The organism is Saccharothrix mutabilis subsp. mutabilis (genome assembly GCF_039521145.1).
Lineage (GTDB): Bacteria > Actinomycetota > Actinomycetes > Mycobacteriales > Pseudonocardiaceae > Actinosynnema > Actinosynnema mutabilis.
Genome location: NZ_BAAABU010000012.1, coordinates 15,613 through 40,124, shown reverse-complemented (window position 1 = coordinate 40,124; position 24,512 = coordinate 15,613). Strand labels below are relative to the sequence as shown.

Annotated in this window: 21 protein-coding genes; 7 read left to right on the top strand and 14 right to left on the bottom strand. The window is 73.0% G+C overall.

Translation table 11 applies throughout. The annotated features are described in order from the left end of the window. Window positions 1-209 precede the first annotated feature (209 nt). Together mptB and ABD126_RS23980 are read left to right on the top strand one after the other, a co-directional pair. Window positions 210-1,673, top strand: coding sequence for a polyprenol phosphomannose-dependent alpha 1,6 mannosyltransferase MptB (gene mptB / locus ABD126_RS23985; RefSeq protein WP_343936139.1), 1,464 nt, complete (start codon window positions 210-212; stop codon window positions 1,671-1,673). Beyond that, entirely contained in the window at window positions 1,670-2,590 is a 921-nt protein-coding gene (locus ABD126_RS23980) for a phytoene/squalene synthase family protein (RefSeq protein ID WP_343936138.1), read from the top strand. The genes mptB and ABD126_RS23980 overlap by 4 nt, the downstream gene beginning before the upstream one ends. 3 nt (window positions 2,591-2,593) lie before the next feature. Here the strand turns inward: ABD126_RS23980 and ABD126_RS23975 are convergent, their stop codons facing one another. Beyond that, window positions 2,594-2,959, bottom strand: a complete 366-nt coding sequence (locus tag ABD126_RS23975) for an Rv2175c family DNA-binding protein (RefSeq protein WP_309112905.1) — start codon at window positions 2,957-2,959, stop codon at window positions 2,594-2,596. Between the two features lie 185 nt (window positions 2,960-3,144). Here ABD126_RS23975 and ABD126_RS23970 point away from each other — a divergent pair, with 185 nt between their 5' ends. Continuing rightward, on the top strand, window positions 3,145-5,295 hold the full coding sequence (locus ABD126_RS23970) for a Stk1 family PASTA domain-containing Ser/Thr kinase (RefSeq protein WP_343936137.1): 2,151 nt from the start codon (window positions 3,145-3,147) through the stop codon (window positions 5,293-5,295). 203 nt (window positions 5,296-5,498) lie between these two features. Here the strand turns inward: ABD126_RS23970 and ABD126_RS23965 are convergent, their stop codons facing one another. Continuing rightward, window positions 5,499-6,887, bottom strand: a complete 1,389-nt coding sequence (locus tag ABD126_RS23965; RefSeq protein WP_343936136.1) for a class II 3-deoxy-7-phosphoheptulonate synthase — start codon at window positions 6,885-6,887, stop codon at window positions 5,499-5,501. Window positions 6,888-6,951: 64 nt separating this feature from the next. On the opposite strand from ABD126_RS23965, the gene ABD126_RS23960 reads away from it, so the two are divergent. After that, the gene (locus ABD126_RS23960) at window positions 6,952-7,968 is read left to right on the top strand and encodes a DUF2891 domain-containing protein (protein WP_343936135.1); all 1,017 of its coding nucleotides are present in this window, start codon (window positions 6,952-6,954) and stop codon (window positions 7,966-7,968) included. A 63-nt stretch (window positions 7,969-8,031) separates the two neighbouring features. On the opposite strand, the gene ABD126_RS23955 is transcribed toward ABD126_RS23960, so the two are convergent. The 3 genes from ABD126_RS23955 to ABD126_RS23945 form a co-directional block, all read right to left on the bottom strand. After that, window positions 8,032-9,057 carry a 6-phosphofructokinase gene (locus ABD126_RS23955; protein ID WP_343936134.1) on the bottom strand — a complete coding sequence of 342 codons (1,026 nt, stop codon included), beginning with the start codon at window positions 9,055-9,057 and terminating at the stop codon, window positions 8,032-8,034. A 77-nt stretch (window positions 9,058-9,134) separates the two neighbouring features. After that, window positions 9,135-9,647, bottom strand: coding sequence for a polyadenylate-specific 3'-exoribonuclease AS (locus ABD126_RS23950; RefSeq protein ID WP_343936133.1), 513 nt, complete (start codon window positions 9,645-9,647; stop codon window positions 9,135-9,137). 46 nt (window positions 9,648-9,693) lie between these two features. After that, window positions 9,694-10,410: a lysophospholipid acyltransferase family protein gene (locus tag ABD126_RS23945; RefSeq protein ID WP_343936132.1), complete on the bottom strand. Its 717-nt coding sequence runs from the start codon at window positions 10,408-10,410 to the stop codon at window positions 9,694-9,696. Window positions 10,411-10,606: 196 nt separating this feature from the next. On the opposite strand from ABD126_RS23945, the gene ABD126_RS23940 reads away from it, so the two are divergent. Beyond that, on the top strand, window positions 10,607-11,077 hold the full coding sequence (locus ABD126_RS23940; RefSeq protein WP_343936131.1) for a hypothetical protein: 471 nt from the start codon (window positions 10,607-10,609) through the stop codon (window positions 11,075-11,077). 32 nt (window positions 11,078-11,109) lie between these two features. On the opposite strand, the gene ABD126_RS23935 is transcribed toward ABD126_RS23940, so the two are convergent. From ABD126_RS23935 to ABD126_RS23910, 6 genes are read right to left on the bottom strand one after another with little or no spacing between them, the layout of a single operon-like run. Then, complete coding sequence (locus ABD126_RS23935) at window positions 11,110-12,081, bottom strand: ROK family glucokinase (protein WP_343936130.1); 972 nt, start codon at window positions 12,079-12,081, stop codon at window positions 11,110-11,112. Then, the gene (locus ABD126_RS23930; RefSeq protein ID WP_343936129.1) at window positions 12,075-12,398 is read right to left on the bottom strand and encodes a hypothetical protein; all 324 of its coding nucleotides are present in this window, start codon (window positions 12,396-12,398) and stop codon (window positions 12,075-12,077) included. The genes ABD126_RS23935 and ABD126_RS23930 overlap by 7 nt, the downstream gene beginning before the upstream one ends. After that, entirely contained in the window at window positions 12,398-13,588 is a 1,191-nt protein-coding gene (locus ABD126_RS23925) for an ArsA family ATPase (protein ID WP_343936127.1), read from the bottom strand. Before ABD126_RS23925 ends, ABD126_RS23930 begins: the two co-directional genes overlap by 1 nt. Next, on the bottom strand, window positions 13,585-14,022 hold the full coding sequence (locus ABD126_RS23920) for an SRPBCC family protein (protein ID WP_343936126.1): 438 nt from the start codon (window positions 14,020-14,022) through the stop codon (window positions 13,585-13,587). Before ABD126_RS23920 ends, ABD126_RS23925 begins: the two co-directional genes overlap by 4 nt. 27 nt (window positions 14,023-14,049) lie before the next feature. Next, a complete protein-coding gene (locus ABD126_RS23915; RefSeq protein WP_343936125.1) occupies window positions 14,050-14,838 on the bottom strand; it encodes a metallophosphoesterase in 789 nt (262 codons plus the stop codon). An 11-nt stretch (window positions 14,839-14,849) separates the two neighbouring features. Next, window positions 14,850-15,230 (bottom strand): polyketide cyclase / dehydrase and lipid transport, encoded by a 381-nt coding sequence (locus tag ABD126_RS23910; protein WP_343936124.1) that lies wholly within the window; start codon window positions 15,228-15,230, stop codon window positions 14,850-14,852. Window positions 15,231-15,341: 111 nt separating this feature from the next. On the opposite strand from ABD126_RS23910, the gene ABD126_RS23905 reads away from it, so the two are divergent. Both ABD126_RS23905 and ABD126_RS23900 read left to right on the top strand, forming a co-directional pair. Continuing rightward, window positions 15,342-17,150, top strand: coding sequence for an AMP-dependent synthetase/ligase (locus ABD126_RS23905; RefSeq protein ID WP_343936123.1), 1,809 nt, complete (start codon window positions 15,342-15,344; stop codon window positions 17,148-17,150). A 308-nt stretch (window positions 17,151-17,458) separates the two neighbouring features. Then, complete coding sequence (locus ABD126_RS23900) at window positions 17,459-20,350, top strand: AfsR/SARP family transcriptional regulator (protein ID WP_343936122.1); 2,892 nt, start codon at window positions 17,459-17,461, stop codon at window positions 20,348-20,350. A gap of 299 nt (window positions 20,351-20,649) precedes the next feature. Here ABD126_RS23900 and ABD126_RS23895 read toward each other — a convergent pair whose 3' ends face one another. The 3 genes from ABD126_RS23895 to ABD126_RS23885 form a co-directional block, all read right to left on the bottom strand. Beyond that, window positions 20,650-21,780, bottom strand: a complete 1,131-nt coding sequence (locus ABD126_RS23895) for a glycosyltransferase family 4 protein (RefSeq protein WP_343936121.1) — start codon at window positions 21,778-21,780, stop codon at window positions 20,650-20,652. Between the two features lie 10 nt (window positions 21,781-21,790). Continuing rightward, window positions 21,791-23,041 (bottom strand): hypothetical protein, encoded by a 1,251-nt coding sequence (locus ABD126_RS23890; RefSeq protein ID WP_343936120.1) that lies wholly within the window; start codon window positions 23,039-23,041, stop codon window positions 21,791-21,793. A gap of 147 nt (window positions 23,042-23,188) precedes the next feature. Then, window positions 23,189-24,223 (bottom strand): C40 family peptidase, encoded by a 1,035-nt coding sequence (locus tag ABD126_RS23885; protein WP_343936119.1) that lies wholly within the window; start codon window positions 24,221-24,223, stop codon window positions 23,189-23,191. Between the last annotated feature and the right edge of the window lie 289 nt (window positions 24,224-24,512).

The following is a 24,512-nucleotide window of genomic DNA, read 5'->3' as shown; positions in this document are numbered from 1 at the left end:
ACCCCGCGAACAACCCTTGGGAAGGGTCACTTACTCCAAGTGGTCACTCGCTCGTGTGACCCGGCCATGCGAAGATCCGTCAGGCTGTTACGTCCGTGTCACGCGTGTCCGCCATTGCGTGCCGACGCGCGCTCGCGTTGTGCAACGATGTTGCCGCGATGGCCGCGACCCCGTCCCTCCCCAGATCGAGCGCCGCACCTGTCGAGCCGGTGCGGTCCGGTGCTACCCAGGCGCCGGATCCCGGTGGCATACCCATCCGGACCATCCTGCTCGGCGTCGCCGGCGTCATGCTGGTCGCGCTGGGCGGCACGGGCGCGGGCGCCATCCTCAAGCGCGATCCCCTGCTCACCGACACCTCGCTGAGCTGGATCCGCTACGGGCACGGGCACGACCTGGCCACCGCCGTCCTCTACCTCGGCCTGGGCATGGTCATCTGGGCCTGGGTCCGGTTGGGCCGCATGGTCCGCAACCGGCACGTGGGCAGCCAGGCCGTGCTGACCGCCGTGGTCGCCTGGACCCTGCCGCTGCTGTTCGCGCCGCCGCTGTTCAGCAAGGACATCTACAGCTACCTGGCCCAGGGCCAGATCGCCCTCAACGGCCTCGACCCCTACCGGGTCGGCCCGGCGGTCCTGCAAAGCCCGCTGTCGGACAACGTGAGCTGGGTGTGGCAGAACACGCCCGCCCCCTACGGCCCGTTGTTCCTGATGCTCGCCATGGGCGTCGTGGGCGTCACCAACGCGTCCGTCATCGGCGGCGTCGTCCTGATGCGCCTGGTGCTCGCCCTCGGCCTGGGGATGCTCGTGTGGGCGCTTCCGGGTCTCGCGCGGCACCTGGGCGGGCGGCCGGCCGTCGCGTTGTGGCTGGCCGCCGCGAACCCGCTGATGCTGGTCCACCTCATCGGCGGCGCGCACAACGACCTGCTGATGGTCGGGCTGCTGGCGGCGGGCTGCCTGTTCGTCCTGGACCGCAAGCACGTGCTGGGCATCGCCCTGGTGACCCTGGCGTTCGCGGTCAAGGCCACCGCCGTGGTCGCGCTGCCGTTCCTGGTGCTGGTGTGGGCGCGGCGGCTGGACGGCACGCGCGCCGCCCGACTCGGCAAGGCCATCGCGGGCGGCCTGGTGACGTTCACCGTGGTCTTCGCGAGCACCACGCTGGTGTCCGGGCTGGACCTGGGCTGGATCCCGGCGCTGAGCTCGTCGTCCACCATCGTCAACTGGCTCTCGCTGCCCAGCGCGGTCGGCGACTTCGCGCACACGGTGGTCAGCGCGTTCGTGCGGGTCGAGCCGGGCTGGTTCATGACCATCGCGCGCGGCCTCGGGTCGCTCCTGCTCGTCTACATCGCGTGGCGGCAGTGGCGGGTGGCCGAGGACGGCGGCCCCGAGGCGGTGCGCCGCGCGGCGATCACCATGCTCGCCGTGGCCCTGCTCTCCCCCGCCACGCTGCCCTGGTACTTCAGCTGGGCGCTGGTGCTGGGCGCGGGCCTGGCGTGGACCACGAAGAGCCTGCAGAAGGTGACGTTCTTCTCCGTCTTCCTGCTCCTGGTGACCTTCCCCAACGGCGACACGGCCCTGTACTCGTGGGGCTACCTCGTGCTGACCGTGGCGGTGTCCGCGCTGGCGTGCGTGACCCTGGTCAAGCCCGACCCGCTCAAGCTGTCCAGCAGGTACACGTGAGCGACCTGCGGGCCGCCTACGCCCGCTGTCGAGCCCTCAACGCCCGCCACGGCCGCACGTTCTACCTGGCCACGCGGTTGCTGCCCCCGTCGCAGCGGCCCGCCGTGCACGCCCTGTACGGCTTCGCGCGGCTCGCCGACGAGATCGTGGACAGCGGCGCCGCGACCGACCCGGCCGCAGACCTGGACGCCCTCGAACGCCTGCTCGCCGACGAGCTGGCGGGCCGCCGCACCGGCCACCCGGTGCTCACCGCGCTGGCCGACACCGCCCGCCGCCACCGCATCGACCCGGTGCTGTTCACCGACTTCCTGGCGTCCATGCGGATGGACCTGCACGTCACCGAGTACGCGTCGTTCGCCGAGCTGGACAGGTACGTCCACGGTTCGGCGGCGGTCATCGGCCTGCAACTGCTGCCGGTCTTCGGCACCGTCGCCCCGCCCGCCCACGCCGAACCGGCCGCCGCCGCCCTGGGCCGGGCGTTCCAGCTGACCAACTTCCTGCGCGACATCGGCGAGGACCTCGACCGCGGCCGGGTCTACCTGCCGATGGACGTGCTGAGCGCCCACGACGTGGACCGGGACCTGCTCGCGTGGTCGCGCCGCACCGGACGCCCCGACCAGCGCATCCGCCGGGCCGTGCGGCACGTCATGGCCGTGACGCTGGCCACCTACCGGGAGGCCGAGGGCGGGATCAAGCTGCTCCAGCCGCCCGCGCGGCCGTGCGTGCGCACGGCGCTGGTGCTCTACCGGGACATCCTGGAACAGATCGCGGCGGCCGACTACAACGTGCTGGACAAGCGCGTCGTCGTGCCCCGCACGAGACGCGCCGCGGTGGCGCTGCCAGGCCTTTTCTCGGCCCTGGCGGCGCGAGCCGGGTCCGGGCGGCTCGCGTGGAACCGCCCGGACGAGAACCGTTGAGTGTCAGAAACCCATGGCCTGGGCGCGGCGCTTGACCTCACGGCCGCGGTCGCCGCGCAACGCCTCGATCGGCGTGCCCGGCAGGGTGTCGTCTTCGGTGAACAGCCAACGCAGGATCTCATCGGTCGAGTAACCGGAGTCGCGCAGCACCGTGATGGTGCCGGGCAGCCCCTTCACCACGCCTCCGGCGGCGAGGAATGCGGCGGGGACGACGAGGACACCGTTGCGGCGCTCGGCGAGCAACTGGCCGTCGCGCAGCAACTGGTGGACACGGTTGATCGGCAAGCCGAGACGCTCGGCGACCTGCGGGAGGTCGAGCACCTCCAGGTCGGGAGCCAGCACATCCGCAGCGGCAGGAATCGCACTCACAGGCGCCACGATGCCACAACGCGAGGAGCAACGCCCTGCGCCAACCGGGTGGTCGCGGTACACCCGCGGGTCGCCTGCCGGACACCCCCTGTTTCGTGCGACTTTGACACGGATCCCACACGCGGGTCGGGATGCTCGCAGCGCACGGCATCGGTCGGTTCCACCCCACCGTACGATCCACGGCTGTGGAAAGGTCGGCGACGAACGTGATCGGCGGGCTGCTAGAGCAGCGCTACCGAGTGGGCGCCCTGGTGGCACGCGGCGGCATGTCCACCGTGTACCGGGGTGTCGACACGCGCCTGGAACGGCCGGTGGCGATCAAGGTCATGGACCCCCAGTTCTCCTCCGACCCGCAGTTCGTGGCGCGGTTCGAGCGCGAGGCGAGGGCGGCGGCCGGGCTGCACCACCCCGGCGTGGTGGCGGTGCACGACCAGGGCGTCGACGAGGACCGCGTGTACCTCGTGATGGAGCTGGTCGAGGGCGGCACGCTGCGCGACCTGCTCAACCAGCGCGGCAAGCTGGACGTCCCGCTGGCCCTCTCGGTGCTGGAGCGCGTCCTCTCCCCCCTGGCCGCGGCCCACCGGGCCGACCTGGTGCACCGGGACGTGAAACCGGAGAACGTCCTCATCGGGCGCGGCGGCGCGGTGAAGGTCGCGGACTTCGGCCTGGTCCGGGCCGTGTCCGCGCCGGGCATCACCAGCGACAACACGACCATCCTGGGCACCGTCGCCTACCTGTCGCCCGAACAGGTGACCAACGGCTCGGCGGACGCCCGCAGCGACGTCTACGCGGCCGGCGTGCTGCTGTACGAGATGTTGACCGGCACGCCGCCGTTCGTGGGCGAGAACGCCATCTCGGTGGCCTACCGCCACGTCAACGACGAGGTGCCGCCCGTGCCCGGGGTGCCCGCCGAGGTGGCGGAGCTGGTCCGCCGGGCGACCCGCAAGGAGCCGTTCCTGCGGCCGGCCGACGCGGAGTCGTTCCTGTCGGAGGTCGAGACGGCGCGGGCCACGCTGGGCATCGCCGCGGTGGACGTGCCGACCGTGGCCCCGGCCCCGCCCGCGTTCCCGGGCGCGTCCGGTGCGCCGGACCCCTCGGCGGAGGCCACGGCCATCGCCCCGCTGAACCCGGCCGCGGAACCGGCGACGGTCCGCGTGCAGCCGGTGGGCGTGGGCGCCACGACGGCCGTCGCGTTCGCCGAACCGACGGTCCCGGTCCGCCGTCCGGAGACGGCCGGTCCCCAGGGCACCATGGCGATGCCACGCGGCCTGCTGGCCGACCCCGCCACCGGCACCCCGCCCGGCGGCACCCCGCCCGTTCCCGGTGGTCCCGGTGGTCCCGGTGGTCCCGGTCGTGCCGGCGGTCCTGGTGGTCCTGGTGGTCCCAAGCCGCGACCCAAGCGCCCGCCGCGCAAGAAGACGCCCGAGCAGATCCAGGAGGAGATGCGGGCGCGCGGCAAGAAGCAGCTGATCACGTGGCTGAGCATCGTGGTCGTGGCGGCGATTGTGATCGGCCTGACGACGTGGTGGCTGTCCATCGGCAAGGTCGCCGCGGTGCCGGACGTGGTCGGCAAGGAGCAGGAGGTCGCCACCTCGATCATCGAGGACGCGGCCCTGAAGACCGCCGTCAGCACGGAGAACAGCAACGACGTGCCCAACGGCCAGGTGCTGCGCACCGACCCGCCGGCGGGGACCGAACTGACCCGGGGCGACCTGGTGAAGGTCGTGGTGTCGCGCGGCAAGCCCGTCGTGCCGCAGGTGACGGCCGGTTCGGAGACCGCGGCGGCGGAGCGGGAGATCGCCTCCGCCGGCCTGAAGTCCCAGCTCAACCCGGCCGACGACGCCTTCAGCGACCGCGTGCCCAAGGGCAAGGTGGTGACGCTCAAGCCCGCGCCCGGCACGCCGGTGGAGATCGGCACGACGGTGACGATCGTGCTGAGCAAGGGCGTCGAGCCCAAGCCCGTGCCGGACGTGAAGGGCAAGACGAAGGACGAGGCCTTCGCCGAGTTGGCGGCGGCGGGTTTCGAGCCGGTGGAGGGGCCGCAGGAGCCGTCCGGCGAGGTGGACGGCGGGCGGGTGGTCCGCACCACCCCGGCGGCCGGGACGACCTTGACCGGCGACAAGCGGGTGACCGTGATCATCGCGGCCGACCGGGGCGTGCTGGTGCCCAACGTCGAGGGCAAGAAGGTCAAGGAAGCCAAGGAAGAGCTGCAGAAGGCCGGCCTGGACGTGGAGATCCAGTTCAACAACCGCGACCGGGCCACGGTGGTGAACCAGTCGATCCGGGGCGGCGAACGCGTGCCGAGGGGCACGAAGATCGTCCTGATCGCCGTTTGACGCACGACGAGCGCCGGGCGGCACTTGGGCTGCCCGGCGCTCGCTCGACTCGGCGGCGGCGCAAGCCCAGCTTGGCGGCGGCACTCGACACGCAGTCCGCGCAAGCCCCGCTCGGCCGGCGGCCGGCTCAGGTGGTCTGAACGCGGAACGCCCCGGCTGGTCCCGAAGGACCGGCCGGGGCGTCTCGGTCGAGCCTCAGCGCGTCAGCTGCGCAGCATCTCCGCCACCAGGAACGCCAGTTCCAGCGACTGCTGCGTGTTCAACCGCGGGTCGCAGGCGGTCTCGTAGCGGCCGGCCAGGTCGATGTCCGAGATCTCCTGCGCGCCGCCCAGGCACTCGGTCACGTCCTCGCCGGTCAGCTCGATGTGGATGCCGCCCGGGTGCGTGCCCAGCCGCCGGTGCACCTCGAAGAAGCCCTGCACCTCGTCCACGATCCGGTCGAAGTGCCGGGTCTTGTACCCGGTGGACGACTCGTGGGTGTTGCCGTGCATCGGGTCGCACTGCCAGATGACCTGGTGGCCCGACGCCGTGACCTTCTCCACGATCGCCGGGAGGACGTCGCGCACCTTGCCGTTGCCCATGCGGCTGATCAGCGTCAACCGGCCCGGCTGGTTGTACGGGTCCAGGCGCTCGACGTACTCGACCGCCATCTCCGGCGTGGTCGTCGGGCCGATCTTCAGGCCGATCGGGTTGGCCAGCAGCTCCGCGAACGCGATGTGCGCGCCGTCGAGCTGGCGGGTGCGCTCGCCGATCCACAGGAAGTGCGACGACAGGTCGTACAGCTTCGGCTGCTCACCGGTGGTGTCCATGCGCAGCAGCGCCCGCTCGTAGTCGAGCAGCAGCGCCTCGTGGGAGGCGAAGATCTCCGTGGTGTGCAGCGACGAGTCGTCCACGCCGCACGCCGACATGAACCGCAGGCCCCGGTCGATCTCGGCGGCCAGCGCCTCGTACCGCTCGCCGGCCGGCGAGGTGCGCACGAAGTCCTTGTTCCACTCGTGCAGCCGGTGCAGGTCGGCCATGCCGGCGCTGGTCATCGCGCGGAGCAGGTTCATCGCCGCGCCCGCGTTGGCGTACGCGCGGATCATCCGCGACGGGTCCGGGATGCGCGCCTCGGGCGTCGTGACCAGCGAGTTCACGATGTCGCCGCGGTAGGACGGCAGGCCCAGCGCGTCGATGTTGGACGAGCGCGGCTTGGCGTACTGGCCCGCGATGCGGCCGATCTTCACCACCGGCAGGCTCGCGCCGTAGGTCAGCACGACGGCCATCTGGAGCAGGGTGCGGACGTTGGCGCGGATGTGCGGCTCGGTGTTGTCCGCGAACGTCTCCGCGCAGTCGCCACCCTGGAGCAGGAACGCCTCGCCGCGCGCGACCTCGGCCAGGTTGTCCCGCAGCCGGTCGATCTCGGCGGGCACGGTGATCGGCGGCACGCTTTCGAGCACCGCGCGCACCCGGCGCACCTGCTCGGCGTCCGGCCACTCGGGCTGCTGCGCCGCGGGGCGGCCCAGGGCGTCGTCCAGTCGCTTGCGAAGCTCGGGCGGAAGCGGCGGCAGCTCGGGAAGCGTGTCCACGGGCACGTCCACAGTCCAGTTCACGTGTTAAGGGTAGGCCGTCCACACTGAGAGACGGGGGCGGGTCGCCCTCGGCATGATGAGCGTCATGCCCGTCACCCCTGCGGATGACCACCTGGTGGACGACGACACGGCGGAGCGCCTCCTGTCGACCGCGACCGAGAACGTCCTGCGCGACCACCCCGTCCACTGGACGCACGTGATCGATTCGGACGCGGGCCTGGTCCCGCAGCGGGTCCTGCACCCGGTGTTCGCGGGGTCGTTCGACTGGCACTCGTGCGTGCACCAGACGTGGTTGATGGTGCGCCTGCTGCGCCTGCGCCCCTCGCTCACCGGCGCCGACCAGGCCCGACACGCGCTGGACACCCTGATCACGCCCGAGGGCTGCCGGACCGAGGCGGACTTCTTCGCCGGGCCGATGGGCGGCTTCTGGGAGCGGCCCTACGGGTGGGCGTGGCTGCTGGTGCTCGACGCCGAGCTGCGCACGTGGGGGGCGGCACCGTGGAGCCTGGAGCCGCTGTCGCGGGTCATCCGCGACCGGTTCCTCGAATGGGTGTCCCACGCGCGGCTGCCCATCCGCGCCGGCACGCACACCAACACCGCCTTCGCGACCGGTCTCGTGCTGGACGCCGCCCGCGCGGTCGGCGACACCGAACTCGCCCGGGCCTGCGCGGAGGCCGCGCTGCGCTGGCACCGCGAGGACCGCGGCTACGGCGGCTTCGAGCCGGACGCGGCGGACTTCCTGTCCCCGGCGCTGACCGAGGCGGACCTGGTACGCCGGGTCCTGCCCGACTTCCCGGCGTGGTTCGAGGCGTTCCTGCCGGACCTCGGGGAGGCGCGCTGGAAGGTGCTGCGCGAACCGGTCCCGGTGGACGACCCGGGCGACCCGTACGGCTCGCACCTGGTCGGGCTCGCCCTGTCCCGGGCGTGGTGCTGGCGGGCCATCGGCGAGGCGCTGCCCGCCGGGCACCGGTACCGGGAGGCGGCGCTGGCGGCGGCCGAGGAGCACCGGGAGGCGGGCCTGCGGTACGTCTTCGGCCACGGGTACTACGCCGAGCACTGGCTCGGCACGTTCGCGGCCTACCTGTCCCTCGGAGCGTTCTGACCCGGAAAGAAGCGGTTCCCGGACGGATCGGCGGTCCGTCCGGGAACCGTTCTCAAGACCGGCTCAGCCGAAGAAGACCTCGGCCTCCGCGTACCGCTCCAGCGGCACCGTCTTCAGCTCCGCCGTCGCCTCGGACAGCTTCACCCGCACGATGTCCGTGCCCTTGAGCGCGACCATGACGCCGAAGTCGCCCTCGGCCACCGCGTCCACCGCGTGCAGGCCGAAGCGGGTGGCCAGGACCCGGTCGTAGGCGGTCGGGATGCCGCCGCGCTGGGTGTGGCCCAGGATGACCGCGCGGGACTCCTTGCCGGTCCGCTCGGCGATCTCCTCCGCCAGCCAGGTGCCGACGCCGCCCAGCCGGACGTGGCCGAACGCGTCCTTCTCGCCGGAGTGCAGCACCTCGGCGCCGCCCTCGGGCACCGCGCCCTCGGCGACGACGATGATCGGGGCGTACTGGCGCTCGAACCGCCGCTCCACCCACTCGACGACCTTCTCGACGCTGAACTCCCGCTCCGGCACCAGGATCACGTTCGCGCCGCCCGCGAGGCCCGAGTGCAGCGCGATCCAGCCCGCGTGCCGGCCCATGACCTCCACGACCAGCGCCCGGTGGTGGGACTCGGCGGTCGTGCGGAGGCGGTCGATGGCCTCGGTGGCGATGTGCACCGCCGTGTCGAAGCCGAAGGTGTAGTCGGTCGCGCCGAGGTCGTTGTCGATGGTCTTCGGCACGCCCACGACGCCGATGCCGTCGTCGGTCAGCCGCTTGGCCACGCCCAGGGTGTCCTCGCCGCCGATCGCGATCAGCGCGTCGACGCCCTGGTCGGCGAGCACCTTGCGGATCTGGTCGACACCACCCTCGATCTTGTACGGGTTGGTGCGCGACGAACCCAGGATGGTGCCGCCCCGGGTCAGGATGTCCTCGACGTCAGCGAGCCCGATCGGCTTGGACAGGCCCTCGACGGGACCCTGCCAGCCGTTGCGGAACCCCACGATCTCCCAGCCGTGGACCTCGATGCCCTTGCGGACGACCGCGCGGATGACCGCGTTCAGCCCGGGACAGTCACCACCGCCGGTGAGCACACCGATGCGCATTTGCTTACCAATCTCTTCGTGGCGTGGGTCACCCAAGACTGACACGACCTGGATCGGTGCAGCAAGGCAGGGTCCACCTAGCGGACGGCGAACCCGCGGCGCAGTCGCTCGGCCTCGATCACCTTCCAGCGGGCGAGGTTGTGGCGGGCGTCGGCGAGGGCGTCGTGGGCGTCGGCGGGCGCCTGCGGCAGGCGGGGCTTGCCGACGTCCTCCCAGCGCTGCCGCAGGTCCCGGGTGAACCGGGGCAGGCAGCGCGGCAGCGCCGGCATCGGGCCCCACAGCTGGGCCAGGGCGACGTGGTCGTAGGCGGCGAACCACGCCCACAGCTCGACGTCGTCCCGGTTGGCCTTGGGGCCGCCGAGGAACTCCAGCAGGTCGCGCCGGATGCGCTCGCGGCTGCGCCACGCCTTGTCCGCGGGCGGCGGCAGCTGGTTGAGCACGTTCGCCCGCACCCACGGCCCGGCCTTGTCCGGGTCGAACTCGGTCGAGACTGCGTAGAACTCGCGGCCTTCCTCGTCGACGACGCCGATGGAGACGAGGTCGATGGTCACCCCGTCTTCGATGAACTCACAGTCGTAGAAGAACCGCACCCGCCAACCTTAGGGGTGCCCGCCGGCGACCATGAGCCCGGCTCGATCAGCCCGCCTTCGCCTCGGGCAGCCGGTCCGCGTCGGGCGCCGGTTGCTCCTTGGCCTTGGCGGCGTAGACGTCCACGTACTCCTGGCCGGACAGCTCCATCAGCGCGTACATGATCTCGTCGGTGATCGAGCGCAGCACGAACCGGTCCGCGGACAGCCCGGCGTAGCGGGAGAAGTCCAGCGGCTTGCCGATCTTGATCCGGATCGGGTAGGGCTTCCACATCTTCGAGCCGATGGGGTTGGCCTTGTCGGTGCCGAACATCGCGACCGGGATGACCGGGGCGCCGGACTCCAGCGCGATCCACGCGACGCCGACCTTGCCCTTGTAGAGGCGGCCGTCGGGCGAGCGGGTGCCCTCGGGGTAGATGCCCAGCAGCTTGCCCTCGCGGACGATGCGCACGCCGGTGTCCAGCGCCGCCTGGGCGGCCGACGCGCTGGACCGGTCGATCGGCACCTGGCCGACGCCGGAGAAGAACCAGCGCTGGAAGGCGCCCTTGAAGCCCTTGCCGGTGAAGTACTCGATCTTGGCGGGGAACGTGACCCGCCGGGAGAGCTTCAGCGGGAGGAAGAACGAGTCGGAGACCGCCAGGTGGTTGGAGGCGAGGATCGCCCCGCCCTCCTTCGGGATGTTCTCGGCGCCCTCGATGATCTTCGGTCGGAAGAACAGGTTCAACAGTGGCCCGAGAAAGATGTGTTTCATCAACCAGTAGAGCACCGCTGGGAGCGCCTCCTCGACGTGCTTCTCTTCCCCGGCGGCCAGCGTACGGATGCGACCGCACCAGGCACAACGAAGACCCGCGTTCAGGCGGTACGGTCGCAAGTCCCACCGGTCGCCGTAATCCGCAACACAACGGGCTCGTGGGACGATGAACCCTGGCAGAGGACGCGCCTGGAGGGGTTGGAACACGCCGATGAACTCCCGACGGGACTCGACGGACGGCCCGGAGGACGTGGACGCCGCGTTCGCCGAGATCGTGGCCGGGCTCGAACGCGAAGGCGTGGGCCGGACGTGGTCCGAGCCCGACGACGACGCGTTCGACGCCGACGAGGCCGAAGCCGAACCCGCGAAGCCCACGCGGCCCGAGGGGCAGCCGGCCGTGGCCACGGCCGACGACGACGAAGAGGACGACGACCCGGACGACCACTTCGTGCCGCCGGAACCCCCTCCGCTGCCCGCTCTGCGCGCCGGCACGATCGCCGCCCTCCTGCTCATGCTGCTCGGCGTGGTCCTCCTGGTCGCACCCGGCCTGTTCGGCCTGACGGCCGGCATCGGCACCCCGCTGGCCCTGGTCGTGCTGTGTTCGGGCGCCGGTTGGCTGGTGCTCCGCATCCGCAACGGCCCTCCGCAGGACTCCGGGTGGGACGACGGGGCGGTCTTGTAAAGCGTTCCCCGGACCCGGCGCGCCGAACCGCGTCAGCGCCTGCCGTTGCGCGTCGAACGGGCAGGTGCCAACTCCCGGGCCAACGTCGCCACCCCGACGATGCCGGCGTCGTCGCCCAGTTGCGCCGTCCGGATTCGGGCAAGTGGCCGATGCCCCGCGCCGGTCACCACCGCCGCGTACCGCTCGCGCGCGTCGTCCAGGAACAGCGGCGCGGACTCCGACACCCCGCCGCCGATCACGACCACCTCGGGGTCGTAGACGTCGGCCACCAGCGCCAGGCCCTCGCCCAGCCACCGCGCCAGGTCGGCCATCGCGCGCTTGGCCAGCGGGTCGCCGTCGCGGGCCGCCGCCGCCACCCGCCGACCGGTCACCGCCCGCGAGTCGCCCAACGCCTCGCGCGCCATCAGCGTCGAGACCCCGGGGTGCCGCGCCAGCAGCTCCACCGCGGTCGTGGTCAGCGCCGTCCCGGAGCAGTACCGCTCCCAGCACCCGTTCTTGCCGCACGGGCAGGGCCGCCCGTCCGGCACCAGCCGCAGGTGGCCCAGCTCCGGCGCGACGCCGTGCGCGCCGCGGAAGACCTCGCCGTCGATCAGCAGCGCGCCGCCGATGCCGGTCCCGATCGCGACCAGCGCCGCGATCCGAGCGCCTCGCGCCGCGCCGAACCGGTGCTCGGCCAGCGCCGCCGCGTTGGCGTCGTGCTCCAGCACCACCGGCAGCCCGACCCGCTGGGCGATCCGGTCCGCCACCGGGGCCTGCCGCCACGCCAGGTGCGGCGCGAACCGCACGGTCCGCCGGTCCGGCGTGACGAACCCGGCCACCGCGAGCCCGACCGCGGCGACCTTGTGCCGGGACGCGACCTCGGCGACCGCGGCCCCGATCGCCTCCTCCAACGCCTCCTCGCCCGACGGCGTGGCGGCCCGCGCGGTGTCCAGCACGTCCCCGTCGCCGTCGACCACCCCGGCCCGCACGCTGGTCCCGCCGACGTCGACGCCGACGGTCAGCAAGGCGACGACTTCCGCACCACGGGGATGCGCTGCACCCGCGGTCCGCTCTCGGCGGGCTGTTCCGGCGGCGTGGGCTCGGGCTCGGCCAACGCCGCCCGCAGCACCGCGATCAACCCGGCCACGTGCTCGGCGGCCTTGGCCGCCAGCTCCGACCGCTCCCCGCGCGCCAACGCCACCGCGTTGCACAGCGGGCACCACCCGCACGTGCCCGGGTCGTGCTCGCCTGCCTCCCCGGACAGCCGGTGCAGCCACGGTTGGGCGCGCTCGGCGGCGGCGTCGAGCAGCAGGCGCAGTTCTTCGGCGAGCTTGGGGTCCATCACCGCATCCAGAGGTCGGGGTCGGGGCGGAACCGCACCGCCAACCCGGTGTCGTCCAGTTCCGCGCCGACCACCACGCACCGCCGCAGCAACGACGGCAGCGCGACCAGCTTGCGCCGCCCGTCCACGGTCACCGCGAGGTCGTCGCCCACGCGCACCAGCTCCAGGTCCGAATCCCCCACCGCCACGGCCAGCCGCAGCTCGTACTCGTCGTCCACGCGCACGACGTCCACCAGCGGCCCCTGCGCCGCCGCGCCCTCCAACGGGTCGCCGTCCCCGTACAGGGCGGCGGCGATCTCCAGCAGCGCCGGCAGCCCGACCGGCTCGCCCGCCCGGTGCTCCACCGTCCGCACGGCGCCGAGGTCGGCCAGCGTCGCCAGCACGGCGTCCTGCTCGGCCCGCCGGGTCCGCAGCCACGTCGCCGCCGCGCCGCGCGCCGCGCCGGGGTGCGGCACGAGCCGGTTGGCCACCACGCCGTCCACCCGGATGCCCTGCAACGCCAACGCGGTCACCGTCCGCCGCGTCTCGGCCGCGACCACCCGCTCGGGCGTGAGCACCAGCCGCACGCTCGTGGCGGGCGAGGTCAGCAGCCCGCGCAGCTGCTCCAGGCTCTCCGCGAGCCGCCCGAGCGCGTCCGCGGTGGCGTCCCAGCGCTCGACCGACGTGCTGCCCGCCAGGCCCGCCAGCAGCCCGCGCACCACGCGCCGGTGCGTCGGGAACAGCCGTTCCAGGTAGGACCCGAGCGCCTCGGGCAACGCCAGCAGCCGCAGCGTCTCGGCGGTCGGCCCGCAGTCCACGACCACGACGTCCCACGGCCCCGTCGCGGCCAGCCGCCGCACCTCGGCCAGCGCCAGCAGCTCCTCCACGCCCGGCAGGACGGTCAGCTCCTCGGCGGCCAGCTCGTCCACGCCCGCGCCCGCGAGCACCGTGCGCAGGTGCCCGCGCAGCTCGCGCCACGCGTCGTCGACCAGCGCCCGGGGGTCGATCTGGGCGGCGTGCAGCCCGCCGTCCACCTCGGCGACCGCGCCGCCCAGCGGCACGCCGAACGCGTCGCCCAGCGAGTGGGCCGGGTCGGTGGACACGACCAGCGCCTTGCGCCCGCCGGCGGCCAGCGCGGCGGCGGTAGCGGCGGCCAGGGTCGTCTTGCCGACCCCGCCCTTACCGGTGAACAGCAGCAGGCGTGCGCTCATCCAGCGTTTTCCACCCGGCGCTTGAGCTCCTTCAACGCGGTGTCCATGATCATCTTCTCCGCCTTGCGGCGGAACAGCCCGATCATCGGCACGACCAGCTGCACCGACAGCGTGTAGGTGACCTCGGTCGAGCCGCCGCGCGGCGTGAAGGCGTAGCTGCCCTCCTGCGACTTCTGCATCTGCCCCTTGACCAGGTGCCACGAGACCCGCTGCTCGGACCACTGGTCGTAGGCCAGCACGTACTCGTCCTTGATCGGCCCCTGGTCGATGTTGAACTTGACCTGCGCCGCGTACCCGTCCGCCCCGGTCTCCAGCACCTCGGTGCGCTTCACGCCGTTGGCCCACTCGGGGTAGGCGGCGAAGTCGGCGATCACCGCGACGATCTTCGCGGGATCAGCGTCGATCACGATGGACTGGGTGGACTCGTCGGCCATGCTGGGCAGGCTACCCGGAAGCTCTGCTCACCATCGCAACACGTGGGGCGTGCCGCTTCGCTGGAAATGACCGACGTTCACGCACTCCGTCCACCCCACCCGGACCCGCTTCGCCATCGGCTGGTGGACGTGCCCGAACACCGACCACCGCGGCCCGGTCTCGCGGATCAGCCCCAGCAGCGCGACCGACCCCAGCTCGGGCCGCCGCGCCACCACGTCGTAGGTCAGCTCGGCCACCGCCGGCGGCACGTGCGTGCACAGCACGTCCACCTCGCCCAGCCCGGCCAGCGCCGCCCCGAACTCGTCGTCCGTGCGCAGGTACGGGTACCAGGGAGCGCCCGGCCGCCGCACGTAGCCGGGCGACATGATCGCCCCGCCGGCGAACCCGAACCGCAGCCCGCCGATCTCCACCGACTCGCCGTCGAGCACGTGCACGCCCTCGCGCGCGAACGACGGCCACAGGTCGGGGCTGTCGACGTTGCCCGGCGTGGCGTAGGTCGGGGCGCTCATCGCCGCGAACAGCTCGGTGTACTGCTCCAGCACGGCCTCGCGGACGACGGACTCCGCGTCGTCCAGGCTGTCCCACAGCGACCGCATGTACCGGACGGTCTCCACGCCCATCCGGCCGCGCCGCAGCCGCGCGAACACCTCGACCTTCTCCGGCCCGAACACCCGGCCGAGGATGCCCTTGCCGTGGTCGTAGTAGTCGACGAAGTCGACCAGGTCCCCCAGGACCACCAGCGCGTCCGCGCCGTCGCCCGCCCGGGCGAGGGCCTCGGCGTTGCCGTGGACGTCCGAGACGACATGTACCCGCACAACCACCGAATTTACGGCAGCGCCGGCGCCACCCCGGGCGGCCGGCCGCCTTCCAGGGCCAGCTTGAGGCCCAGCGAGACCTCCTTGGCGGCCAACTGGCGGCGGCGCACCTCCTGCCGGACCCGCTTGGGCGACGCCTCGCCGCGGAGGTCGGCACGCAGGAAGTAGTGCAGGAGCGTCCCGTCGAGCACCGGCTCCAACCACACCTCCATCGTTCCGACCAACGCCCCCGCCACCGTCCAGCGCAGTCCCTGGATGCCCCGATCGAGGTAAACGTCCAGAATGAGGTCGGGCCAGTACCGCGCCCAGTCGGAGGGGTCGGCGAAGGCCCCCACGACCACCTCGGGAGGCACTGCGAGGAACGTCTCGTCCACCACGTCAACGCTCGGCACGGGTGGGAAGAGTGCCACGACACGGTCACGGAACAGTCCGCCGGCCTGTTTATCGCCGGAATCACACGCTAAGTTGCCTCACCGGTAACAAACAACCGTCCGGAGGTTGACGTGCGCGAGTTCAGCGTCCCGGCCACAGCGACCGTGGCCGCCGAGGAGAACCTCACCGACATGGTGTGGGCCAACGCGGAGCGCTTCGGCAACGCCGTCAGTTTCCGCCGCCGCGTCGACGGGACCTGGGTGGACGTGACCGCCCGCGACTTCGCCGCCCAGGTGCTGGCGGTCGCGAAGGGCCTGATCGCGGCGGGCCTCCAGCCCGGCGAGCGGGTGGGTCTGATGTCGAAGACCCGCTACGAGTGGACCCTGCTCGACTTCGCCATCTGGCAGGCGGGCGGCGTGACCGTGCCGATCTACGAGACCTCCTCGGCCGAGCAGGTCGAGTGGATCCTGTCCGACTCCGCGGCCAAGGCCGTGATCGTGGAGACCCCGGCGCACCGCGCGACCGTCGACTCCGTCGTCGCGGGCCTGCCCGAGGTGCGCAACGTGTGGACCGTCGACGGCCCGAACGCGGACTCGGCGGGCGCGATCGACGAGCTGACCGGCCTGGGCGCGTCGGTGACCGACGACGACGCCCGCGCGCGGCGCAAGGAGGTCGGCGCGGACGACACGGCGACGATCGTCTACACCTCCGGCACCACCGGCAAGCCCAAGGGCTGCGAGCTGACCCACCGCAACCTGCTGTCCGAGGTGCGCGCCGACATCGCGGCGTTCCCGCAGCTCATGCAGGCCGGCAGCTCCCTGCTGGTGTTCCTGCCGCTGGCGCACATCCTGGCCCGCGCGATCGCCCTGTGCGGCGTCTACACGCGCGTGACGCTGGGCCACACCGCGGACGTGAAGAACCTGGTCGAGGACCTCCAGTCGTTCCGGCCGACCTTCGTGGTGGCCGTGCCGCGCGTGTTCGAGAAGGTCTACAACGGCGCGAAGCAGAAGGCGCACGCGGCCGGCAAGGGCAAGATCTTCGACGCCGCCGAGGCGACCGCCGTCGCCTACAGCCAGGCGCAGTCGGGCGGCGGCGCGGGCCTGGGCCTGAAGGTCAAGCACGCGCTGTTCTCCAAGCTCGTCTACTCCAAGCTCCAGGCGGCGCTGGGCGGCCGGTGCATCGCGGCGGTGTCCGGCGGCGCGCCGCTGGGCGAGCGGCTGGCGCACTTCTTCCGCGGCGTCGGCGTGCCGGTGCTGGAGGGCTACGGCCTGACCGAGACCAGCGCGGCGGCGTGCGTGAACACCGAGACGGCGTTCCGGGTGGGCACGGTCGGCCGGCCGGTCGCCGGCACGTCGGTGCGCATCGGCGAGGACGGCGAGATCCTGATCAAGGGCGAGATCGTGTTCCGGTCCTACTGGAACAACGAGACCGCGACCGCGGAGGCCCTGGAGGACGGCTGGTTCCACACCGGCGACCTGGGCGAGCTGGACGACGAGGGCTACCTGAAGATCACCGGCCGGAAGAAGGAGATCATCGTCACGGCCGGCGGCAAGAACGTCTCCCCCGCCGTGCTGGAGGACCGCCTCCGGGCGCACCCGCTGATCAGCCAGTGCATGGTCGTCGGCGACGCGCAGCCGTTCATCGGCGCGCTGATCACCATCGACCCGGAGTTCTTCCCGGCGTGGAAGGAGCAGAACGGCAAGCCGGCGTCGGCCACGGTCGCGGACCTGATCGACGACGAGACGCTGCGCGGGACGATCCAGGCCGCGGTGGACGAGGCCAACCAGGCGGTGTCCAAGGCGGAGGCGATCAAGAAGTTCCGCATCCTGCCGGTGGACTTCACCGAGGCCGGCGGCGAGATGACGCCGAGCCTGAAGCTGCGCCGCGCGGTCGTCGCCAGCACGTACAAGCAGGACATCGAAGCGATCTACTCGGCCTGACCGGCCCACCGGTCCCGTCGACTGCACGAGGTGGGCGGGACCGTGGTCGGGAGTTGTGCCAATTGAGACTGTGGCGGTGTGATCGGCGCTACAGTGGCCCGGGAACAGACGAGTGGCCCGCACCGAGCCCGGTGCGGGCCACTCGACCCCCAGTGTTCGTTATCCGCTGGCGCGGATTCGAGAAGTTCTGTTGTCCCGGTCCCCCAACCGGGACGTGCTCAAGACTGCCGGAGCGCGCTGTCGTTTCGCTGACGCGGCGATGACTCGTGCCGTCAGCGGCCACGCGCGGAGGGCGGGGAACGGACGGGATGGCTGTCGGGTCTGGTCCGTGGTTCGGGCTGCTCGGCCCCCTCGACGTGCGCATCGGCGATCGACCCGTGCCGGTGCGCGCCGGCAAGCACCGGGCGTTGCTCGCGGCGTTGTCGCTGCGTGCGGGTCGGGTCGTGGGCGTCGCGGAGCTGGTCGGGTTCCTGTGGGGCGACGACCCGCCGGCCCGGACCCGGGGCACCCTCCAGACCTACGTCATGCGCCTGCGGCAACTGCTGGGGGACGCTTCGCTCATCCGCACGACCGCCGACGGCTACCGCCTGGTGGTGCCGCCGGAGCGGGTCGACGTGCACCGGTTCACCACCGCGGCCGACCTCGCGCGCCGCGCGGCGCTGGCCGGTGAGGCCGCCCGCGCCGCCGACCTCTACGCCGACGCGCTCGCCCTGTGGCGCGGGCCGGCGCTGGTCGACGTGCCCTCCGAGGCGCTGCGCCGCGACGAGGCGACCCGGCTCGCCGAGCGGCTGCTGACCGTCCACGAAGGTCGCAACGACGTCGAACTGGCGCTGGGCCACCACGAGCGCCTGGTGCCGGCCCTGCGCGCGCTGACCGCGGACCACCCGCACCGCGACCGGTTCCGGGCGCAGCTGATGACCGCGCTCTACCGGTGCAGCCGGCAGGCCGAGGCGCTGGAGGCGTTCCGGCAGGCCCCCAACCCCGGTCCCGAGCTGCGCGCGCTGCACCGGGCGATCCTGGTCGGCGACCCGGCGCTGGCCGCCCCGAGCACGCCGGCCGACCCGGACGTGCCCGACCAGCTGCCGCCGGACGTGCCGGACTTCGCCGGCCGCGCCGACGCCGTCGCCCGCGTCACCGACCTGATCGCCCCGACCGGCACGGCGGTGCCCGTGGTGGCGGTGACCGGTCCGGCGGGCGTCGGCAAGACCGCGCTGGCGGTGCACGTGGCGCACCGGCTGCGCGACCGGTTCCCCGACGGGCGGCTGTACGCGGACCTGCGCGGGTCCGGCCGGGGACCGGCGACGGCGGACGTGCTGACCCGGTTCCTGCGCGCCCTGGGCGTGCCGCCCGAGCAGATCCCGGTGGACCCCGACGAGCAGGGCACCCTGTTCCGCACGCTGCTGGCCGGCCGCCGGGTGCTGCTGGTCCTCGACGACGCCGCCGCCCCCGACCGGGTCCGCCCGTTGCTGCCCGGCACGGCCGACTGCCCGGTGCTGGTGACCAGCCGCGACGACCTGCGCGGCCTGATCGCCGTGGACGGCGCCCGCCGCGTGGCCCTCGACGTGATGTCCCCGCAGGACTCCCTGGAACTGCTCGGCGACACGGGCCCGGCCGCGCGCGAGCTGGCCGAGCGCTGCGGCGGCCTGCCGCTGACCCTGCGCGTGGCGGCGGCGGCCGGTCCCGCGCCCCGGTTCCTGGCCCGCCTGGGCGACCGCGACCCGGTCGAGGCCGCCCTGGACGCCCTGCCCGCCGCCGCGCGCCGGCTGTTCGGGCTGCTCGCCGTCGTCCCCGGCCCGGACACCACCGCCGAGGCCGTCGCGAACGCCGCCGACCTCCCGGTGGACGCCGCCGCCACCCTGCTCAACCAGCTCGCCGCCGCCCGCCTGGTCCAGGCCCACGCCGGCCGGTACCGCCGCCACGAGGCCCTGACCGGCCACCCGCTCCCGGCCGAGGACGTCCGAGCGGCCCGTGAACGCCTGCTCCGGTTCTACGTGCGGGCGGTCGACCACTGCGCCGAACTGCTCTACCCGGACCTCATGCGCCTCCCGCCGGCCGACGACACCCCGGTCCACCTGCCCCGCATCGAGACCGCCGCCCAGGCGAGGACGTGGCTGGACGCGGAACGCGCGAACCTGACCGCCGCCATCCGCTCCGCCGCCGAACAGGGCCCCGCGGACGTCTCCTGGCGCCTGGCCGACGGCCTGCGCGGCTACCTGTGGATCGGCAAGCACGTCACGGAGTGGCTCACCGCCGCCCGCTACGGCCTGGACGCGGCCTCCGCCCACCACGACCGGGCGGGCCAGGCCGCGATGCACCAGAACCTGGGCACCCTGCACTGGCGCCTGGGCGACTTCCCCACCTCGATCGCCCACTACACGCGGGCGGTGGAGCTGCACCGGGCGGCGGGCGACCCGATCTCGGAAGCGGGCGTGCGCGGCAACCTCGGTCTGGTGCGACTGGACGCCGGCGACCTGGCGGGCGCCCGCAACGACCTGGAGACGTGCCTGGCCCTGACCCGCGAGGCCGGCTGCCCGAAGAGCGAGGCGGCGGTCCTGACCGGCCTGGGCGTGCTCGCGATCGACACGGGCGAACTGGCCGAGGCGGAGGACCTGCTGACCGAGGCCCTGGCCATCAGCACCGAACGCGGCCACCAGGCGTGCCGGATCTCGTCCGAGACCCTGCTCGGCCTGACGCACCGACTGCGCGGGAACCTCGACCAGGCCCTGTCCCACCTGGACGAGGCCCTGCGCCTGAGCACCGAGGCGGGCTTCCGCGAAGCGACCGCCCGAGCCCTGGAGAACCAGGCCGCGGTCCACCTGGACCTGGGCGCACCCGACACCGCCCTGACCCTGGCCAACCGCGCCCTCGCCGAACTGGCCGAAGACGGCGACCAGCGCACGACCACGAACGTCCTGGTCGTCCTGGGCGCGATCAGCCGGGCCAAGCACGACCTGCGCACCGCGGACGAGCAGTACCAACAGGCCCTGACCAAGGCCCGCCACATCGGCTACCGCTTCGGCGAGGCCAACGCCCTGGTCGGCCTGGCCGGCGTCCGACGCCTGCGCGGCGAACCCGTGGAAGCCAAGGCCCTGGCAACCCGAGCGGTAGCCCTGGCCACCACCCACGGCCTGAAACTCATCGAGGCAGCCGCCCGAACCGAACTGGCAACCACCCTCCTAACCCTGACCACCCACCCCTGACCGAGCCGCGGTAAGCACTTCAAAGGGCTGCCAAGCACAGGAAGGGCCTCGGTTCGTTCCCCGTACGGCCTGGGCGCAGCCCAACCGCGCTTGGGTCTTGTTTGCAACCACGCTTCACCGGTTGCAAACAAGACCCAAGGGTGGTTGCCTCCGGCAGGCCGTACGGGGAACGAACCGACGCCCTTCCACCCCCCGGGGGCCTGCCGCGCGGCGAGCGCCGCTTTTCAGCTCTTAGCTCTTCGCTCTTAGCTCTCCGCTCTTCACTCTTCGCTCTTGATCTTGAACGCGCGCCAAACGCGTCAGCCGCCGATCAGGCCCGCCAACCGGGAGGCGAGGTCGTCCCAACGCCATTCCCGGGTCACCCACTCCCGCCCCGCCTCACCCATCTTCGCGGCCAACGACCGATCAGCCAGCAACCGCCCCACCTCAGCAGCCACCACGGACACCGCCCGCCCGTCGACCACAGCCCCGGTAACCCCGTCGCGCACGGTCTCCGGCGCCCCACCCGACTGCCCCGCCACCACGGGCAACCCGGTCGCCGACGCCTCCAGGTAGACGATCCCCAACCCCTCGACGTCCAACCCGCGCCCCCGAGTCCGGCAAGGCATGGCGAAGACGTCACCGGCGTTGTAGTGCGCCGGCAGTTCGGCCCACGGCACCGACCCCGTGAACACCACGTGCTCCTCGACCCCGACCGAACTCGCCAAGCGCTCCAACGACTTCCGGTACGGCCCGCCGCCCACCAGCAGCAGCGCCGCGTCCGGAGCGAGCCGCCGGATCTCGGGCAGTGCCCGGACCAGCACGTCCTGCCCCTTGCGCGGCACCAGGCGGGACACGCACACGACCACCGGCCGGTCGCCCAACCCGTAACGGGCGCGGATCTCCAACCGGGCCACGGGGTCCGGGGCGAACACCGACGTGTCCACACCGGACGGCAGGTGTTCCAGCGCCGCCATCGGGCCGAACGCCGCCGCGAAGCGGGACCTGGTGTAGCGGCTGACGAAGGTGACCACGTCCACCGAGGAACCGATGGCGCGCAACGACTGCCGCGCGGCCGGCAGCATCGACCAGCCCACCTCGTGGCCGTGCGTGGACGCCACGACCCGCGCCGCGCCCGCCTTGCGCAGCCACGGCGTCAGCAGCGCCAACGGCGCCGCCGCGCCGAACCACACCGCCTCGCACCGCTCCGCGCGCATGATGTCCGACGCCCGCTTGAGCACGTCCGGGGTGGGCAGCATCAGGGTCCCGGGGTGGCGCACCACGGGGAACGGTTGGGCCGCGTCGAACTCCGGGTGGGAACCGGACGGCGACTCCCACGACGGCGCGTACACCACCAGGTCCGGCAGGCGGGTGGCCAGGGCGTGCAGGTAGGCCTGGATGCCTCCGGGCCGGGGCGGGAAGTCATTGGTCACCAGCAGGGTCCGACGCACCCGCCCCAGGTTACGGGAAGGCCGCGCGCAGGAACGCCTGCCAGCCCCGCACCAGGCCCGCCACGTCCTCGCCGGTGGCCTCCAGCACCAGGGCGTCCAGGCGTTCCGGCGACACCCGGCCCGCGCCGGCCACGCGGCGGTGCAGCTCGACCAGGCCCGGCTCGCCCAACCGCTGCGCCAGGTACAGGTTCAGCGACCACGACTGCTGGTAGGCCAGTTCCATGCCCGGCCCCCGGAAGTCCGCGTCGGCGGGCAGCCGGGTCGGCAGCTCCCGCTGCACCAGGGCGGCCAGCGCCGGTGCGGCCTTGCGCGGCGGCACGTCGCTGCCCCGGTAGCCCACGTAGTCCGCGAAACCCTCCAACAGCCACATGGGCGCGCCGTCCACGGTCTCGCCGCGCGCGGCCACGTGCGTGATCTCGTGCCGCAGCAACACCCGCAGCGCCAACGGGGACAGCACGCTCGCGCCCGTCGGGTTCAGCACGACCCGCTGGCCCTGCGCGGTGTGCGTCTGGGCGTCCACCCGGTCGGCCACCGCCACCCCGGCGATGGACCCGTCGGCGAACCCCGGCCCGACCAGGGCGCGCATCTCCTCGACGTCCCCCGGGATCAGCACGGCCACCTGCCGCGACCACGCCGGGCCCCACACCTGCGTCACCGTGTCCACGGCGGTGTCCAGCTCGGCCAGCACCCGCGCGGCCAGCGGCTCGCCGCCGGGGTGGCTCAGCACGAACCCGCCGGTGCCGGTGAGCACGTGGCACGGCCCGAATTCCCACGGACCGCGCCAGGTGCGCTTGCCCAGCGGCTCCAGGGCGGTGTCGGAGTGCAGGAACCACCGGTCCCCGCGCCGGGTGAACAGGTAGGCCATCGGCTGCGTGCTGGGCACGACGTCCACGCCGCGCAGCCGGTAGGCCAGCCGCACGTCCGGCGCCCACACCTGGTCGGCGGCGGGCGGGGTGATGCCGGCCAGGTTCGTCTCGCCCTCCAGCCGGTACTCCCACTCCCCCAGCGGCACGGCGGCGAGGTTGCGGAACAGCTCCCGCTGCCGGCGCGCGAAGTCGGGGTCGGCCTCCGGGTCGAGGTCGGCGGCGAACGCGGCTTCGTCCCGCTCCAGCACGGCCCGCGCCCGCCGCTCCAGCAGGTCGCGGACGGCCTGCTCACGCGGGTCGGCGACAGCAACCGGCGGCGCGGGCGTCTCCGCCGGGGTCACGGCCAGCCCGAGCCCGGTCAGGAAGGTCATCGCCACCGCGATGGCCAACAGCACCCGAAAGCGCCCCACTGTGTGCATAGCGCCGCCTCCGGCGTCGCGGCGAGGCCGCCTGGAAGTCGGCCCATCGCGGTGCCTTTCCCGCCGATTGGAAGAGCTGATCGGTGGGAAAGGCACCGCGACAAGCCGACGCGGCCTCGCCTGTCAGCCCGCGATGCGGCGCATGGCGTAGATCGAGCCCGGGTCCTCCAGGTTCACGATCTTCACCGGCACGCCGTCGGTGGACGCGTGCACCACGCGGGCGTTGTCCACCGCCATGGCGACGTGGTTGCCGCCGTTGTAGACGATCAGGTCGCCCGCGGTGACCTCGCCGCGGCTCACCGGACGGCCGGCGCCCGCCTGGCCGTTGGAGGTGCGCGGGATCGTCACGCCCGCCGACGCGTACGCCTTGGACGTCAGGCCCGAGCAGTCCCACAGGTCCGGGCCGGTCGCGCCGTAGCGGTACATGTCGCCGCGCTGCTCCAGCGCGAACGCCAGCGCCTGACCGGCCGCGCCCGCGGGCACGGCGATGTTGGACATGTCGCCGGGGTTGCGCAGCACGCCCTTCTCCTGGGCGGTCAAGCGGTTGAGCTGGGCCTTGACCTCGGTGATCTGGCCCTCCAGCGCCTCCTGGCGCTTCTTGACGTCCTCGGCGATCTTCGCGGCCTCGTCGGTCGCGTGCTGCGCCTTGGCCTGCGCGTCGGCGGCGCTGGAGCGCGCCTGCTCGGCCGCCTGCACCGCGCCGGACAGCTTGCCCAGGGCCTCGTTGTTGTCCGCCGCCAGCACGCCCAGCGCCGACATGCGGTTGAGGAAGTCCTGCTGCGAGTCGCTGACCAGCAACGCCGAGAGCTGGTTGAACCGCGCGCCCTCGAACGACGCCTCGGTCAGCTTGTCGACCTGGACGCGGAAGGCCTCCTCGTCCTTGCGGGCCTGGTCACCGGCCGCGGCGGCCTGCGCGAGCTGCGCGTTGGCCTGGTCGAGGGCGGCCTGGTTCTTCTCGCGCGTCTCCTCGGCCCGCAGCAGCTCCTCGTTGAGCTTGGTGGCCTCCTCGGCCAGCTCGTTGTACTTCTTCAGCGCGTCGGAAGCCGTGTTCGGCTGCGCACCGGCGGGAACGGGTGCCGTGAGGCCCACCGCAGCGGCGGCCACCGCCGTGGCCGCGATCGCCCCGCGCACACCGCGCTTGAGTCGTTGCGACGCCACAGTCGCGTGTCACTCCTAACGGGTCTTCAACCGCCTACCGGACGGGCGCGCGCACGCGCGGCTACCCGACAGTCCCGAACTCGCTTGGACCGGCTCGGCACCCCGACAGGCCGATTCGGCGGTGAACTCGCGTCGCCGGCCAGGCTGGACGGCTGCCCGCCGCGAGATCTCGGCCAGGTTACGAAAGGTGAGGCCCCACGTCCAGCCACGGGGTCCGGAAAACCGTTCCCCTTGACCGATTTCCCCGAACGGCCCACCGTTGACCTCGGGGTGTGACCGCCCGTGGTGT

Coding starts and splice junctions, on each gene's coding strand:
- ABD126_RS23925 (WP_343936127.1), bottom strand. CDS start 13,588: ATGAGCGCACGCCTGCTGCTGTTCACCGGTAAGGGCGGGGTCGGCAAG.
- ABD126_RS23900 (WP_343936122.1), top strand. CDS start 17,459: ATGGCTGTCGGGTCTGGTCCGTGGTTCGGGCTGCTCGGCCCCCTCGAC.
- ABD126_RS23920 (WP_343936126.1), bottom strand. CDS start 14,022: ATGGCCGACGAGTCCACCCAGTCCATCGTGATCGACGCTGATCCCGCG.
- ABD126_RS23940 (WP_343936131.1), top strand. CDS start 10,607: ATGAACTCCCGACGGGACTCGACGGACGGCCCGGAGGACGTGGACGCC.
- ABD126_RS23930 (WP_343936129.1), bottom strand. CDS start 12,398: ATGGACCCCAAGCTCGCCGAAGAACTGCGCCTGCTGCTCGACGCCGCC.
- ABD126_RS23960 (WP_343936135.1), top strand. CDS start 6,952: ATGCCCGTCACCCCTGCGGATGACCACCTGGTGGACGACGACACGGCG.
- ABD126_RS23955 (WP_343936134.1), bottom strand. CDS start 9,057: ATGCGCATCGGTGTGCTCACCGGCGGTGGTGACTGTCCCGGGCTGAAC.